Genomic DNA, 15,739 nt, shown 5'->3' on the forward strand with positions numbered 1-15,739 from the left:
TATGTGCTGCCGGTGTGCCTTGTACTTGCAACTGTCCAGACGTTTTTAAGCGAGGTTGAACATGGGTGATGGCCCCAACGCCACTCCTGCCCAACCACGCGCGTACGGCGCGGCCCCCTGGGAACGCGCCGTCGAACCCGTTGGCAGTCATCCTGACATCGACGTGGCACCGGAACCATCCAACACACCGTGGACACCACCCCCAGCGCTGAATCACTCACTGCCCGATCCCACCGACGACGAGTGGACCCGGCGGTGGGAGACCGCACACGCGATGCGCGAGCCACAGCCCGCGGCGCCAGCTCCCCGACCCGCGCCGAGACAGGCCGCACGACCTCCCAGGCCCGCTACCAACGGATCGAAGCCCGGCCCGGCACCGGAACCGTCGGCACACGAGACCGGCTCGCACTCGCTGTCGGTAGCCGACCTCCTGGCCCGTGAGGGCGCCGGCGGCGGGCGCCGATCGCGGCGGCACGCGCGATCGGAACCCGAGGACCGCGCCGAGGAGCCCGCTCCCGCGGCGTTCGCCGACGAAAGCCACACCGACGTCCTCCCCCAGGTGCGACAGGACACACCCGACCTCGATCGCTATTCCGCCGGGCCGGTCGACGAGCACGCGAACTTTGTCGACTACCCGGATGACGCACCCCTCTACGACAAGGCCGCCGCGCGCCGCGTACGGGCATCGAATCTGGACGACAACATCGACACCCGCGCCATCCCCATCCGCGTGGGAAATCCGGAAGCCTTTGTCCAGGAACCTGAATCCAAGCGCTCGCGGCGCCCCATCTACCTCGGGCGCTCCATCGCCGCCGTCGTCGCAGTGTGCTCTCTCACCGTCACCGGCGGCGCCTGGCAGTGGAGCAACGTCAAGAACAACAGACTCAATCGCGTCGAGGCGCTGGACCCCAACTCCCACGACATCCGCGATCCCAACGCTCAGTACGGCGACGAGAACTTCCTCATCATCGGTGTCGATACCCGCGCGGGTGCAAATAGCACCATGGGCGCCGGAGACACCTCCGATGCCGAAGGCACGCGCTCGGACACCATGATGTTGGTCAACATCCCGGCGAACCGTAAGCGGGTCGCGGTCGTGTCCTTCCCCCGCGATCTGGCGATCCAGCCGACGCTCTGCGAGGTGTGGAACGAGGACACCCGGTCCTACGGACCCGATAAGGCCTACACCGAAACCAAACTCAACTCGGCGTTCGCATTTGGCGGTCCCAAGTGTCTGGTCAAGGTCATTCAGAAGATCTCGGGCTTGAACATCAACCGCTTCCTCGGGGTGGACTTCGCCGGGTTCTCCAAGATGGTCGACGCGCTGGGCGGGGTCGAGGTGTGCACGCCCACGCCGATCGAGGACTACGAGCTGGGCACCGTGCTGGAAAACGCTGGGCGCCAAACGGTCGACGGACATACGGCCCTGCAGTACGTGCGTGCCCGTCAGGTCACCACCGAATACAACGGCGATTATGGGCGCATCAAGCGGCAGCAGTTGTTCCTGTCATCCCTGCTGCGTTCGATGATCTCGCACAACACCTTCTTCTCGTTGAGCAAGCTCAACAATGTGGTGAACACCTTCATCGACGACTCTTACGTCGACAACATCAGGACGAAAGACCTTGTGGACCTTGGTCAATCACTGCAAGACGTGAAGGCCGGCCGCATCACCTTCCTGACGGTGCCAACCGATGGCACCGACTCTGAGGGCAACGAGACGCCGCGCACCACAGATATCCGAAAGATCTTCGACGCCATCATCAATGACGATCCGTTGCCTGGCGAGCTGCAGCCCGACGGCACCCGCGTCCCCATGCCCGGCACCACCACCCAGGACACCACCTTGGCGTCCAGTGAGCATGGAGCCGCCACTGAACTCGGCGAAACATCCATGGCCACACCAACTCCCGCCGCTACGCCGAGTGAGCAGATCGATCTGGTCACCACCGAGCCCAGCGAGATCAACGTGCACGTGTCCAACAGCACAGGCCAGACGGGCCTGGCAGCATCGGCCGCCAGCCAGCTGTCTCAGTACGGATTTGGCATCACCACCACCGACGACTATCCGTCCGCGCTGCCCACCACCACGGTCTTCTTCTCCCCGGGGCACGAGCAGCAGGCCGCGACGGTTGCCGCCTCATTCGGTGGAGCCAAGCTCCAGCGGATCAACGGAGCCCAGACTTCCGTCCGCGTGGTCCTCGGCAGTGACTACGCGTCCACCGCCAACGTGCAGGCTCCGCCCGTCGCCGGATCGACCGTTCCGTTGCAGCTCTCCTCGGGCGCGATGGCTCCCGCCGAACTCCCCATGGACCTGACGGTTGTCAACGCCGGCGACGCTACCTGCGGATAATCCGTCTATTTAGACGCTGATCGCATTTTCTTCGACGGAACCTGTGGTGGCATTCACTCGGCGTTCACGCCAGAGCCATGACTCGACGACGACGGGTCCGTAGGCTTAATCCATGCGTACCGCGTTTCAGGAGCAGCTGTCCTCATTATCGGCACAGCTCGGGGACATGTGTGGGTTGGCCGGAGCCGCCATGGAGCGGGCCACTCGTGCATTGCTGCAGGCCGACCTCGTCCTTGCCGAGCAAGTTATCTCCGACCACGAGCAGATCACCGCGATGAGCGCCGCCGCCGAAGAGAATGCCTTCGCCATCTTGGCCCTGCAGGCTCCGGTGGCCGGCGACCTTCGCGAGGTCGTCAGCAGCATCCAGATTGTCGCGGACGTGGACCGAATGGGTGCCCTGGCCCTGCACGTCGCCAAGATCGCCCGGCGTCGTCATCCGCAGCACGCACTGCCCGAAGAGGTCAACGGATACTTCGCCGAGATGGGCCGTGTCGCAGTCGATTTGGGCAACAGCGCGCAGGAGGTGCTGCTGACCCGCGATCCGGAGAAGGCCGCCCGTATCAATGAAGAAGACGATGCAATGGACGACCTGCACCGGCATCTGTTCACCGTGCTGATGGACCGCGAGTGGAAGCACGGAGTGGCCGCGGCCGTCGACGTGACCCTGCTGGGCCGCTTCTACGAGCGCTTCGCCGACCACGCGGTGGAGGTCGCCCGACGAGTCATCTTCCAGGTGACTGGCAGCCTGCCGCCAGAAGGACAGGGCCACGACCACCTGACGTCGCTCTAAGCGGCTAAGGCACCAGAACGATCTTCCCGCGGGTGTGCTGCTGTTCAAGCAGCTCGTACGCACTGCGCACGTCATCCAGCGGGAACGTCTGCGCGACAATCATCTCCAGCTTTTGGTCGACAATCAGTGCGGCCAGCTCGGCGAGCACCTGCGCCGAGGCGCCTTCGGCGTTTCCCACACTTTGCACGCCGTATCGCTCGATTGCCGCGAAGTCGATGATGGTGTCGATTCGCCGCAGCTCCACTCCAAGCTCATTGAGCGCCAGCTCCACGTAGCCTCCGCCGAAGAGGTCGAGGAAGGCGTCAACCCGCCCGTCGGGCGCTGCTGCCTTGATGCGGTCTGCCAATCCGTCGCCGTAGTTGACCGGGATGACGCCATGCGCGGTGAGCCACTCGTCGTTGCCCGGCCCCGCGATACCGATCACGGTCGCACCAGCGGCCTTGGCGAGCTGTACGGCGATGGTGCCCACTCCCCCCGCCGCGCCGGAGACGGCGACCACATCACCCGGAGCCAAATCAACCGAGCCGACCGCGGCGTATGCGGTGGTACCCGCGACGAAGAGGCTGCCCGCCACCTCCCACGACAGACTCTCAGGCTTGGTGACTAGCTGGCTGGCCGGAACGACGACGAACTCCGCGTGACTGGCCCGATCATCGGTATAGCCGAACACCTCGTCCCCTGGCGCAAAACGCGCCACGCTGCGGCCCACCTCCACCACCACACCTGCCAGGTCGCTGCCCTGTCCGGAGGGGAAGGTCGCGGGGAACCTGTCGTGCAGCACCCCGGTGCGGATCTTCGCCTCGCCGGGGTTGATGCCCGCAGCACGCACCTGCACGAGCACCTCACCGGGCCCGGGGACCGGACGCGGCACCTGACGCACCTGCAGGACGTCGATATCGCCGTACTGGTCGAACTGCACTGCCTTTGTCATGCCGACTAAGACAGCCGCGCGACCCGGGGTATTCCGCCGAGTCTGCGTCTCTCGACGTTCTGGGGCACAAAACCGCCGTGAGATGCAGACTCGGCGGCAATCGTGCGATCGTGATCAGCCGAAGCGGCCGGAGATGTAGTCCTCGGTGGCCTTCTGGCTGGGGTTGGAGAAGATCCGCTCGGTGTCGTCGATCTCCACCAGCATGCCCGGCCTACCGGCGGCCTCCAGGTTGAAGAACGCGGTCTGATCGCTGACGCGCGCGGCCTGCTGCATGTTGTGCGTGACGATCACGATCGTGAACTCCTGCTTGAGCTCGGAGATCAAATCCTCGATGGCCAGCGTGGAGATGGGGTCCAGGGCCGAGCACGGCTCGTCCATCAGCAGCACGTCCGGCTGCACCGCGATGGCTCTGGCGATGCACAGACGCTGCTGCTGACCGCCGGAGAGCCCGCCACCCGGACGATCCAGACGGTCCTTGACCTCGTTCCACAGGTTCGCACCCTGCAGTGAGCGCTCGGCGACCTCGTCAAGGGTCTTCTTGCTGCGCACGCCCTGCAACCGCAGGCCGGCCACCACATTGTCACGAATCGACATGGTGGGGAATGGGTTTGGCCGCTGGAACACCATGCCAATGGTCTTACGCACCGATACCGGGTCTACCCCGGCACCGTAGATGTCGGCACCGTCGAGCAGCACCGAACCCTCGACACGAGCCCCGGGTGTCACCTCATGCATCCGGTTGAGGGTGCGCAGCACGGTCGACTTACCGCAACCGGATGGGCCGATGAAGGCCGTCACGCTACGAGGCGGAACCGACAGCGCGACATCCTGAACGGCGTGGAATTTACCGTAAAAGATGTTGACGTCCTTGAGATCGAGGCGCTTGGCCATGACTACCTTCCTAGACCTTTTTAGGTGCGAAGAAACGCGAAATGAGCTTGGCGATTACGTTGAGGATCGCCACCAACAAGATGAGGGTGAGGGCGGCGCCCCAGAGCCGCGACTCGGCAAGTCCCACCACAGAACCGCTGCGCTGATCGAGCATCATGCCGGGCAGTGAGGCCATCTCCCCGCCGAACATGTCGAAATTGATCAGTTTGCTATAGCCGACAAGCACCAGCAGCGGTGCGGTTTCGCCCATGACACGGGCCAGCGCCAGCATCACACCGGTAACCACACCCGAGAGTGCGGTGGGCAGCACGATGCGCGCGATGGTCTTCCACTTGGGCACGCCCAGTGCGAAAGAGGCCTCGCGCAGATCGTTCGGGACGATCTTGAGCATTTCCTCCGAGGAACGCACCACCACCGGAATCATCAACAGCACCAAGGCAAGCGATACCGCAAGGCCCGACCTCGGCAGCCCGAGCGTGGCCACCCACAGGGCATAGATGAACAGCGCGGCGACAATGGACGGCACGCCGGTCAGGATGTCGACCATGAAGGTGGTGAGCTTGGCCAGCCGAGAGTTGGCGCCGTACTCGACGAGGTAGATGGCCACGAAGATGCCGATGGGCACCGAGATGATCGCGCAGAACAGACCTTGGAAGAGCGTGCCGATGATGGCGTGATAGGCACCGCCGCCCTCTATCCGATTGGTCATCATGTTCTGAGATTTGAACCACCAGTCCGCACTGAGGATGGCGCTGAATCCGCGATCGAACACGGTGTACAGAACCCACACCAGCGGAATCAGGGCGACCAGCACCGAGGCCGAGACAAGGACCGTGGCAAGGGCGTTGGTGGCCTTGCGCCTACCCGAGAGCGGATGGAAGGCAGGCTCCTTCACGGGCCTGTCAAGAGTCGCGGTCATACCCGGCCCTTTCCGCCGACGACGGCACGGGCCGCCGAGTTCACCAGGAATGTCAGCACGAACAGCACCAGCCCGGCCGCGATGTAGGCTCCGGCCTCCAATTCGTTGTTGAATTCCGAGGCATTGGAAGCGATATGGGTTGCAAAGGTGCTCCCACTGTCGAACAGCGACCAACCGAATGCCACCGAGGTACCCGACAAGATCAACATCAGTGCGATGGTCTCGCCCAGCGCGCGGCCGAGCCCTAACATAGAACCACTGATATATCCGGAGGTGCCGAACGGAATGATGGTGGTGCGCACCACTTCCCATTTGGTGGCGCCCAAGGCGAGCGCGGCCTCGATCTGGCCCTTCGGGGTCTGAATGAAGACCTCTCGGGTGACAGCCGCGATGATCGGCAGGATCATCACCGCCAGCACAATGCCACCGGTGAACAGGTTGCCGCCGCCTCCGATGTTTACGGGGCTGTCGGCAAAAAACGGTATGAAACCGAGGTTTCTGTTGAGCCAGAGGGCAACCGGCGCGATCGCGGGCGCCAGCACGTAGATGCCCCACAGGCCGTAGACGATGGACGGCACCGCGGCCAGCAGGTCGATGACATAGGCCAGTGGCCCACGAACCCGTGCCGGTGCGTACTCGGCGAGGTAGATCGCGATACCAAGAGCCACCGGCATGGCGAGCAGGAGCGCGAAGACCGACACGAAGACGGTGACCTGGAACAGATCGAGGACGCCGAATTGCATGTGCGCCGTGTCGTCGGTGCGCCACGGACCGTTGTAGAGGAAGAAGTTCGCGTCATCGTTGTTCAGCGCCGGAACAGCGCGCAGGATCAGGAATACGGCCACCAGACCGATGAGCGCGACAACGAACACTCCCGAGCCAGTCGCGAGCCCGGAGAAGATGCGGTCGCCTGGACGGCTGACCGTCTTGGTGGACGTAGCGGGTGGCTGATGGTCGCCCTCGTCGCTCATGGGTTGTGGCTTCTCCTCGGAGACCGATCCGTCAAGATCCGCCGGACGGGCTACCCCCACGGGATCGATCCCGCTGGTCTGGCTGCTCATTGAACTCGCTGTCTATGTTGTTGATGGTACGTCCCCACCCGGGTCGCCCGAGCTCACCGGGTGGGGACGAATCAGCTGCTAGGAAAGGGCCTTGATGGCCGTCTCCAGACGAGACTTGAACTGTGTGGGCAGCGGGGCGTAGCCGACATCGGCCAAACCCTTCTGGCCCTGGTTCACCGCAACCGTCAGGAACGACCTCACCGCGGCGGCAACTTCGGGGTCCTTGTAGCCCTTGGAGCAGACGATCTCGTAGGTGGCGAGCACGATCGGGTAGGCACCGGCGGTCTTGGTCCCGTAGATCGAGGCCAGGTCCAGCTTGAGGTCGTTACCCTCGCCCGCGAACTTGGCGGTCTCCACCGAGGCGGCGGCGGTCTCTGGGGTCAGCGCAACCCCGCCGGCACCGCTGTCGATCTGGGCATACGACATCTTGAGGTCGTCGGCGTAGCCCTTCTCCACGTAGGTGATAGCACCGGGCAGAGCCTTGACCTTCTCGGCCACACCGGAGGACTTCTCGGCGCTCTCACCGGCGCCGCCCTCCCAGCTGCCACTGCTGCCCTTGGTCCAGCTCTCCGGGGCAGCGGTGGTCAGGTACTTACCAAAGTTCTCGCTGGTGCCGGACTTGTCCTTGCGGTATACCGGGGTGACCTTGGTGTCCGGCAGCGTCGCGCCCGGGTTGAGTGCGGCGATGGCCGGGTCGTTCCAGCTGGTGATGGCACCGGTGAAGATCTTGGCCGCAGTGTCCGCGTTCAGGACCAGCTTGTCAACGCCGGGGATGTTGTACGCCAAGGCAATCGGGCCGAAGACGACGGGCAGGTTCCATGCCTCGTGGCCTGCGCAGCGCTCCTTTGCCTTGCCCGCCTCTTCCTCGGACAACGCCGAGTCGGAGCCGCCGATGTCGACCTGTCCGGCGATGAAGTTGTCGCGTCCCTTGCCCGAGCCGGTGGGGTTGTAGTTGATCGACTTTCCGGAGCATGCGGTCGAGTACTCGTTAGCGAAAATGTCGAAGGCGTTCTTCTGTGCCGACGAGCCCTCGGCGCTCAGCTTGGCCTTGCCCGCACAGTCGCCCGAGCCGGAAGCAGCACCGGAGGCACTCGATGAGGAACCTCCCGTGGTGTTGTCGCTACCGCAGGCGGCGAGGCCGGCGGTCAGAGCGACTGCGGCGGCCGCCGCGAAGATCGTGGTGCCAGTGCTTTTAAGATTCACGGCCTTGAGGTTCACGGCTCTCGCTTTCTCGCATGAGTGGTCAGAAGTCAGGTGATGGGGATGGATCTTCTAGGCGCACCCCGGAAACTAAAGGCAGTCAATGGACGGGCACCCGACCGCAGGTGAACGGAAAGTGAACTCACAGACTTGACAGTCCGGTCGTTATCGCAGGTAAACGCCTATCAGGCCCGACCGTAGGCGGCATCGGTGAGGGAAACCTCGAATCCCAGCCGCTCATAGGTTCGCAGGGCCGCGCCGTTGTCCGACTCGACGTACAGCAACACGGTGCTCAATCCGGTATCAGCCAGATGATGCAGCCCCACCAACGTCAGGAGGTGACCCAATCCCCGGCCCTGCGCGGCGGGGTCGACCCCCACGACATACACCTCGCCCACTCCCGGCTTATCCAAATGCCTTTTGGTCCAGTGGAATCCGAGAAGGTCGCCGGTCTGCGCGTCGTGTGCGAGGAACACCCCACTCGGATCGAACCAAGGTTCGGCGAACCGGACGGACAGATCGTCCTGCGTCCAGCCCCCTTGTTCTGGATGCCACGCGAACGCGGCGTTATTGACGCGAAGCAGATCTGAATCATCTTGCGGCCCAGCATAATGCCGGATCACGACGCCGGTGCCGGCCGAGACGACCGGCAGATCTGACAGGGGGCGACGCATCTGATGGAGCCGCCGCAACGCGACCAGCCCCAGCTTGGCAGCCAGCGCCCTGGCCTCCGGCAGGTCGCCGTGGGCCCACATGCGGGTGCCCTCGCCACCCACGCCGAGGGCTTCCCGAATCATCGCCAAACCGATTCCGCGGCGCCGCACCGCCGGCGCGACCACCAATTCGGCCATCGCCGTGGCATTCTCGCGAAGATCCCCGTCGCCGGCACTATCGTCCGGCAACACCAAGTTGAGGTACGCCGCCACGTCGTCCCCATCCGCGACGACCAGATGCTTGGCTGCGGTCCCGCGTAACTCACGCAGCACCTGCTCACCCACCGGGGCAACACCGTCGACGCGGGTGGCCCCGACAATCAACTCGCGTATCTGTAGTTGGCGCTGATCATCGAGGAGCGGGACCCATTCGGTCATACCGTCACGCTAGTCGTGATTCAGCCGGCGTTGCGTGCCCCTGGTTCGGCGACGACGTCGTCATCGCCGATCTCATCGTCCACATCGTCATCGACGTCGGAGACCGCGACACCGGCACTCTCGGATGCGTTGGAGTCGCCCTTCGCTCGCGGCGGCCGGACCGCCTTGTAACCGACGTTGCGTACGGTGCCGATCAGCGATTCGTACTCGCCGCCCAGCTTCGCGCGCAGCCTCCGCACGTGGACATCCACGGTGCGAGTGCCACCGAAGAAGTCGTATCCCCACACCTCTTGAAGCAGCTGAGCCCTGGTGAACACGCGACCGGCGTGCTGCGCCAAATATTTGAGCAGCTCGAACTCCTTGTAGGTGAGGTCGAGCGGGCGGCCACGCAACCGCGCGGTGTAGGTGCCCTCGTCAATGACCAGCTCGCCGAGCACGACCTTGCTGGCGTTCTCCACGGTGACCGCGCCCGCACGGCGGCCCACCAGCAGGCGTAGCCGTGCGTCGATCTCAGCGGGGCCCGTTCCGGGCAGCAGGATGTCGTCCAGGCCCCAGTCGACGTTGACCGCCACCAGGCTGCCCTCGTTGACCACGGCGACCACCGGAACCGACGATCCGGCGGCTCCCAGCAGTCTGCACAGGCCGCGCGCGGAGGCCAGATCCGTGCGCGCATCGACGATCGCCAGGTCGGCGGAGCCCGCCTCCAGCAGCGACGACACCTCGCTGGGCACCGGTCGCACGGTATGGGCGAGCAGCGACAGAGACGGCAGCACCGCATCGGGATTTGGGTCAGCGGTCAGCAGCAACAGGTCCAACGAGCCCTCCAACACCCGGGTGCTTCGGTCTCCAGGTGTTCCATAATGTACCCCGCCACCTGCTGGTAAGCCCGGCCGAGAACCTCAGACGCGCAGCGGTACGCCAGAATGTGCAGATGCGCAAACCCCTGATCGCCACTATCGCGGCGGTATGTGCACTGGCAATTGCCGCCACCGGCACCGATTTCGGATGTGCGATCTACGCCGAATACCGGCTGTCCCGGACCCTGCGTGCCGAGGCAAACCTGAGCTCCGATCCCTCCGTGGCGATCCTGGTGTTCCCGTTCATTCCCCAGGCTCTGGCGCACCGATACAGGGAAGTAGAGATCAAGGCGCACGGGGTGGACCACGCGGAAACGGGCAAGGCAACGCTGGAGGGCACCTTGCACGGCATCGACATCTCCAAAGCCTCCTGGCTGCTCCGCCCGGACTCCCCACTGCGTGTGGACAGGGTGGAGAGCCGAATCATCATCGACTCCAACCACTTGGGCCGATTCATGGGAATCAACGACCTTGCCGTCGAACCCCCGCCGAAGGAACAGAACGACGCTACCGGCGGCACCACCGAATCCGGTATCTCCACGGGAACCGGCCTGCTATTCACCGGAACACCGAAGACAGGCGAATTTCAGCACAAGGTGACCGTCTCCGTCGACGTCTCCGTCGGCGGACCGGCCAAAACGGACCTTCAGTTCGTCGCCACATCCGTGGTGACGGGCCCAGGCACGGCCGACCGCGATGTGCCCGAGGACCAGCAGGCGGGCGTGTTCGCCGCGTTCACCAAGGTGGTCCCGCGGCAGAAGCTGCCCTTCGCCATCGAACCAACAACGGTCGGCGCACGTGGATCAGATGTGATCATCGAAGGTATCGCCAAGGGAGTAACCATCTCCCTGGACGCGTTCAAACAGTCATGACGTCAGGTTTGTCCGCTCTTCAGGAGAGCGGCTCATCGCCCTTCGTGACCGCGGTCATGGTGATCGCGATCGCGCTGCTGGCGTCGAGCCTCATCGCAGTCGCCATCAAGAGCAGGGCCGGCAAGCTCCGCGAAGGCCCCGGCAGAACGGACGACGTCCAAGCCCCGCCCGGCATCGAGCTCTCCGCGACCGGACCGACAATCGTGCATTTCAGCGCGGTTTGGTGTGGTCCGTGCGCGTCGGTCCGCCGAGTTGTCGACCAGGTCTCGGCCGACCAGCCCGAGGTGGCCCATATAGAGGTCGACATCGATGCCAATCCCGACGCCGCGCGGGCCCTCTCGGTGCTGTCACTGCCGACAACGTTCATCTTCGATGCCACCGGACGGCAGGCATATCGGGTCTCGGGAGTGCCCAAGGCCGCCGACCTGCGCACTGCGCTGCAGGGCATGACGCAGCCGGGGTAAACTCGTCGCCGTGCAAGCCCGCCTTGAGCCGATGCTCACTAAACGACGCGCCGTCGATCTGTGCCGCGTCGCGGGCTGCTGCTGTTGTTGCTGCTAATAGCGGCCACCTTCGAGTGTGCCGTACCTGGTGTAGCCATATCCGCCACCCTTAGGAGCACAACAAACCATGACCACTGCCCACACAGCGCCCGTAATCAGTCAGGTTGACGTTCGCGGACCCCGCTTCGTCGCCTGGGTCACCACCACAGTTCTCATCATCACCCTGGCGGTGTCTGCCGTATCGCCGGTTGCGGCCGCGGTGATCCTGGGATTTCAAGCGGTGGCGTTCGCGATCGGCGCGCTGCTAGGGCCGCACCGCGCCCCCTACGGAGCGATCTTCCGGACCCTGATCCAGCCCAGGCTGAGCCCGGTCACCGAACGTGAGCCCATCCCGCCGCTGCAGTTCGCCCAGTTGCTGGGCTTCACCTTCGCCGCGGTGGGAACCATCGGGTTCGCCACCGGCGTCACCTTGCTCGGCCAGATCGTGACGGCGTTCGCACTGGGCGCCGGCTTCCTGAACGCCGCCTTCGGCATCTGCCTCGGCTGCCAGTTGTACCCGCTCGTCACCCGTTTTCGCCGCACCCAACCGTCGGCTCAGTAACCCGACAAACCACCGGAAGGATCCCCTGCATGGCACGCTCTGACGTACTGGTCTCCGCCCAATGGGCGGAAGACAACCTTTCCGCCCCCAACACGGTGTTCGTGGAGGTGGACGAGGACACCAGCGCGTACGACGTCGGCCACATCGAGGGCGCCGTCAGGCTGGACTGGAAGACCGATCTGCAGGATGCGGTCAAGCGCGACTTCGTCGATCAGCAACAGTTCTCGAAGCTGCTGTCCGACAAGGGCATCGGCAACGACGACACAGTCGTCCTCTACGGCGGTAACAACAACTGGTTCGCCGCATACGCCTACTGGTACTTCAAGCTGTATGGGCACCAGGACGTGAAGCTGCTCGACGGCGGCCGCAAGAAGTGGGAGCTGGACGGCCGCGCGCTGTCCACCGACACCGTCTCGCGGCCCGCAACGTCCTATCAGGCCGCCGCACCGGATAACTCGATCCGTGCTTTCCGCGACGAGGTGATCGCCGCCATCGGTGCCAAGAACCTGGTCGACGTGCGCTCTCCAGACGAGTTCTCGGGAAAGATCCTGGCTCCCGCGCACCTGCCGCAGGAGCAGAGCCAGCGCCCCGGACACGTCCCCGGCGCCATCAACGTCCCGTGGAGCAAGGCGGCCAATGAAGACGGCACCTTCAAGTCGGATGAAGAGCTGGCCAAGCTCTACGCCGACGCGGGGCTGGACGGTGAAAAGGAAACCATCGCGTACTGCCGTATCGGTGAGCGTTCCTCGCACACCTGGTTCGTGTTGCAGGAGCTCCTGGGACACCAGAACGTGACGAACTACGACGGCAGTTGGACCGAATACGGCTCTCTGGTGGGAGCCCCGATCGAGTTGGGAAGCTAGTTATGTGCAGTGCACCGAAGCAGGGCCTGGCCATTCCGGCGGGCGTTGACGTGGAAAAGGAAACCGTGATCACCGGCCGCGTGGTCGACGGCAACGGTCAGACAGTGGGCGGCGCCTTCGTGCGCCTGCTGGATTCCTCCGATGAGTTCACCGCCGAGGTGGTGGCGTCTGCGACCGGCGACTTCCGGTTCTTCGCCGCACCGGGCGACTGGACGCTGCGCGCGTTGTCCTCGGCCGGGAACGGCACGGCCACGGTGAGCCCCACCGGCGCCGGCATCCACGAGGTCGACATCAAGATCGAGGCCTAGCCTCTTCTTTCGCTCTATCTCGATAAGGCACTCAGGTACGTATTCAGCCCGAATCACGTACCTGAGTGCCTTTTCGCGTCACTAGGCGCCGCGGGAGTTCAGTTCGCCGTATCCGGTGCGGCCACCCCGCTCCGAGCCGGTTGACGCGCCTCCAGACCAGGCATGGGCGTATCCGGTGCGGCCCCTGTAGGAGCCGGATTCTCCAGTCCGAGGGGCTGCCCGGTAGGGATGTTCTGTCGGCCAGTGGCGGCCGTCGCCCCCGGCGCGGTACCTCCGGCGGCCTCCGGTGCGTCGGTCCGCTGCATGGGCGAAGACGGACGAGCGCCAAACACCTGACCGAGCGGACCGGCTTCATGCGGCTTGACCGTCACGTGCTTCAGCTGCACGCCCAGCCGATCGCCGGGCATGCCGACGTGGGACGACACGGGGTCGGCATTGGTCATGGCCCGGGTGCCACCGGCATCGCGGACCCGCGGTGGCGGAGTCAACGACCAAATGGACTGCAACCCGTAGACACCGGGGTAATAGCCGATGTACCCAGGCGGCGTGTAGATCTGCCCGGTCGGGTCTCCCGGAACAGACGGGTCGGCTGCGGCGATGGGCGCACCGAGTACGCCGGCGACCACGACCGCCGCGACGACGCCGACTTGGCGGATGCGAGCTCTCATACTGTCAGATCCCTCATGTTGGATTGCGGTGCAGGGCAATTCAGTGCGATGTGGCGGGGCCGAGGTCCGGTCCACTGTTGAGTGAGCCGGGCGCGATGGTTCCGTTGTCCTTCGGCTGGACCGACTCGCTGTCGGCGGTGGGTGGTGGTTGACGCGTGCCCGGGACGGGGTCTTCCAGGCCACCCGGGGCACCGTCCGCCATGCTGGCGCCTGGCACCACACCGGCGGACGGATCGGGCACACCGATCGAGTCCATCGGCGATTCCGGCCGCACACCTGGCGCGACTCCCAGTGTCGAGTTGCGCAGCGGTTCGACACCGAGTTCCGAGCCGGGCATTCCGTACTCGGCCGACGCCGAGTCGGTATTGCTCATGGCGCTGGTACCGGCTGCGTCAAGGACTCGGCGTGGCCGCATCCAGAAGCCGAGGATGTAAGTGTAGGCGCCGGGTTGATGGCCGATCCGGCCCGGCATGTTGTGGTACGGGAGCCCGTCGTACCCCGGCGGCGGCCCCGGAGGGACGGGTGGCGACGGGGCGGCGCCTGCGGTCGGCGACATGACAAGACCCGCGCAAAGGAGAGCGACGAGCAGTCCCGTGCCCTTACTGATACGTGATGTCATTCGGATGACCGTCCTCGTCTAGATCTTGATGGGTTCGCCATAGATGGCATACGAGGAGTGAGCGTTGGTGGTGGAGATCCGCAGGTAGCCGTATGACCGGATGGTGACGTCACCGCCGCAGGCGTCCACCTTGACATGCAGGTTCGTCACATCGAGTGTCGCCCGGCCCGCCGGATTGAGCGCCATGTTCGACATTGGCAGATCAACGATGACGCCGGGTTCGAGATCCGTCTGTACGTATCCCGTGGCACCGGCTCCCGCTGAACCACCGATGGAGTTACTCGACCCCAGCGAGCCTGTTCCGCTCACACCTCCGGAAACGGCACCACCCAACTGCAGACCGCTCGACACGTCGGATTGACAGCCCAACTGGTATCCCATGATGAAGAGGCTGTCGAGGATCGAGCCCTGCCCGCCAGTGACGGTTGCCGAGGAGTAGAGGTTGACGAAGGCCTCACGGGAGTTCGTAGCGTTGGCGAGGTTCGGGATCGAGTTGACGACCTCGTTGTAGCTGTTCAGATGAATGTGCCAGCCGTCCGGTGTCACCTGATCCAGGTCCTCCGGCAGCATGGTCACCGGTTCCGCGAATGCCGCGGGCGCTTCTGTCACTGCCATACCGCAGAGCACCGCCACAATGCATGCAGTGCGCGTAAATCGATCAAGCATTCCCGCCATGTGAGCCTTTCGAGTGGTTCTTGAATATCGCCGTTCTGTCTTACGGAAAGGTGCCGCTTGCCTTTTACGAGCATTTATCGACTGATATCGGCACCATCGCCCTTGAACAGGCAAAACGCCCAAGTTTCTGCGAATTATGCGGTACCGCAACAATTTCTCCAGCCGTTGCTTCCTCCTGACAAAGCTGTTCGCAACTGAACGGAGCTCATCTAGCTAGAGAGCCGTTAACGCCGCCTCGAATCTTGGTGAACGGGGACTAAACGCGGAATTTGGTATGGTTTGCCACCATTAGGCAGGTGTGGTTTCCCCCTATACGGACAGAATCACAGGCAGAAATACCCGAGAATTACCTGTGAGTGAGGGGCCACGTCGGCGACCTGGTCGTGCCGAGAAGATAGATGGTCCCCATGCGTTCGGTCGGCGCAATCTGCCGCAGGAGCAGCGCCGCGACAGTTTCGGAAACGAGAAAGCCCGCCGCCACCAGGATTCCGAGCGTGGCCGAGAGTGGTGCGCCCGGCCGGAAGGGCAGCGTCAGCC

The 15,739-nt window shown here is 64.3% G+C and carries 18 protein-coding genes; 8 read left to right on the forward strand and 10 right to left on the reverse strand.

All coding sequences use genetic code 11. The features are described from left to right. Positions 1-61 precede the first annotated feature (61 nt). A complete protein-coding gene (locus tag B4383_RS15445; RefSeq protein ID WP_078291687.1) occupies positions 62-2,353 on the forward strand; it encodes an LCP family protein in 2,292 nt (763 codons plus the stop codon). Positions 2,354-2,465: 112 nt separating this feature from the next. Further along, complete coding sequence (gene phoU, locus B4383_RS15450) at positions 2,466-3,143, forward strand: phosphate signaling complex protein PhoU (protein ID WP_078291688.1); 678 nt, start codon at positions 2,466-2,468, stop codon at positions 3,141-3,143. 4 nt (positions 3,144-3,147) lie between these two features. Here the strand turns inward: phoU and B4383_RS15455 are convergent, their stop codons facing one another. From B4383_RS15455 to B4383_RS15485, 7 genes are all read right to left on the reverse strand, one after another. Beyond that, positions 3,148-4,074, reverse strand: coding sequence for an NADP-dependent oxidoreductase (locus B4383_RS15455; RefSeq protein WP_078291690.1), 927 nt, complete (start codon positions 4,072-4,074; stop codon positions 3,148-3,150). A 114-nt stretch (positions 4,075-4,188) separates the two neighbouring features. Then, entirely contained in the window at positions 4,189-4,965 is a 777-nt protein-coding gene (gene pstB, locus B4383_RS15460; protein WP_078291692.1) for a phosphate ABC transporter ATP-binding protein PstB, read from the reverse strand. Positions 4,966-4,975: 10 nt separating this feature from the next. Further along, positions 4,976-5,884 (reverse strand): phosphate ABC transporter permease PstA, encoded by a 909-nt coding sequence (gene pstA, locus B4383_RS15465; RefSeq protein ID WP_078291694.1) that lies wholly within the window; start codon positions 5,882-5,884, stop codon positions 4,976-4,978. Next, positions 5,881-6,945, reverse strand: coding sequence for a phosphate ABC transporter permease subunit PstC (pstC, locus tag B4383_RS15470; RefSeq protein WP_078291696.1), 1,065 nt, complete (start codon positions 6,943-6,945; stop codon positions 5,881-5,883). The genes pstA and pstC overlap by 4 nt, the downstream gene beginning before the upstream one ends. 78 nt (positions 6,946-7,023) lie before the next feature. Next, entirely contained in the window at positions 7,024-8,163 is a 1,140-nt protein-coding gene (pstS, locus tag B4383_RS15475) for a phosphate ABC transporter substrate-binding protein PstS (protein WP_078291698.1), read from the reverse strand. A 167-nt stretch (positions 8,164-8,330) separates the two neighbouring features. After that, on the reverse strand, positions 8,331-9,236 hold the full coding sequence (gene mshD, locus B4383_RS15480) for a mycothiol synthase (RefSeq protein ID WP_078291700.1): 906 nt from the start codon (positions 9,234-9,236) through the stop codon (positions 8,331-8,333). A gap of 20 nt (positions 9,237-9,256) precedes the next feature. Next, complete coding sequence (locus B4383_RS15485; RefSeq protein ID WP_078291893.1) at positions 9,257-10,051, reverse strand: response regulator transcription factor; 795 nt, start codon at positions 10,049-10,051, stop codon at positions 9,257-9,259. A gap of 116 nt (positions 10,052-10,167) precedes the next feature. On the opposite strand from B4383_RS15485, the gene lmeA reads away from it, so the two are divergent. The 6 genes from lmeA (at position 10,168) to B4383_RS15510 (ending at position 13,240) form a co-directional block, all read left to right on the forward strand. Next, complete coding sequence (lmeA, locus tag B4383_RS15490; protein WP_078291894.1) at positions 10,168-10,965, forward strand: mannan chain length control protein LmeA; 798 nt, start codon at positions 10,168-10,170, stop codon at positions 10,963-10,965. A 44-nt stretch (positions 10,966-11,009) separates the two neighbouring features. Beyond that, positions 11,010-11,429, forward strand: a complete 420-nt coding sequence (locus B4383_RS15495; protein WP_078291701.1) for a thioredoxin family protein — start codon at positions 11,010-11,012, stop codon at positions 11,427-11,429. Between the two features lie 10 nt (positions 11,430-11,439). Then, complete coding sequence (locus tag B4383_RS27440; protein ID WP_353615267.1) at positions 11,440-11,526, forward strand: Ms5788A family Cys-rich leader peptide; 87 nt, start codon at positions 11,440-11,442, stop codon at positions 11,524-11,526. 69 nt (positions 11,527-11,595) lie between these two features. Further along, positions 11,596-12,069, forward strand: coding sequence for a DUF4395 domain-containing protein (locus tag B4383_RS15500; protein ID WP_078291702.1), 474 nt, complete (start codon positions 11,596-11,598; stop codon positions 12,067-12,069). Positions 12,070-12,098: 29 nt separating this feature from the next. Next, positions 12,099-12,932: a sulfurtransferase gene (locus B4383_RS15505; protein ID WP_078291704.1), complete on the forward strand. Its 834-nt coding sequence runs from the start codon at positions 12,099-12,101 to the stop codon at positions 12,930-12,932. Positions 12,933-12,934: 2 nt separating this feature from the next. Further along, positions 12,935-13,240, forward strand: coding sequence for a DUF1416 domain-containing protein (locus tag B4383_RS15510; RefSeq protein ID WP_070936675.1), 306 nt, complete (start codon positions 12,935-12,937; stop codon positions 13,238-13,240). 98 nt (positions 13,241-13,338) lie between these two features. Here the strand turns inward: B4383_RS15510 and B4383_RS15515 are convergent, their stop codons facing one another. The 3 genes from B4383_RS15515 to B4383_RS15525 are packed head-to-tail and all read right to left on the reverse strand — an operon-like array spanning position 13,339 to position 15,193. After that, positions 13,339-13,908, reverse strand: coding sequence for a hypothetical protein (locus B4383_RS15515; RefSeq protein WP_078291706.1), 570 nt, complete (start codon positions 13,906-13,908; stop codon positions 13,339-13,341). Positions 13,909-13,948: 40 nt separating this feature from the next. Beyond that, the gene (locus B4383_RS15520) at positions 13,949-14,527 is read right to left on the reverse strand and encodes a hypothetical protein (RefSeq protein WP_078291707.1); all 579 of its coding nucleotides are present in this window, start codon (positions 14,525-14,527) and stop codon (positions 13,949-13,951) included. Positions 14,528-14,545: 18 nt separating this feature from the next. Then, positions 14,546-15,193: an MspA family porin gene (locus tag B4383_RS15525; RefSeq protein ID WP_176126673.1), complete on the reverse strand. Its 648-nt coding sequence runs from the start codon at positions 15,191-15,193 to the stop codon at positions 14,546-14,548. Positions 15,194-15,739: the final 546 nt, after the last annotated feature.

This window comes from Mycobacterium sp. D16R24, from assembly GCF_002013385.1.
Lineage (GTDB): Bacteria > Actinomycetota > Actinomycetes > Mycobacteriales > Mycobacteriaceae > Mycobacterium.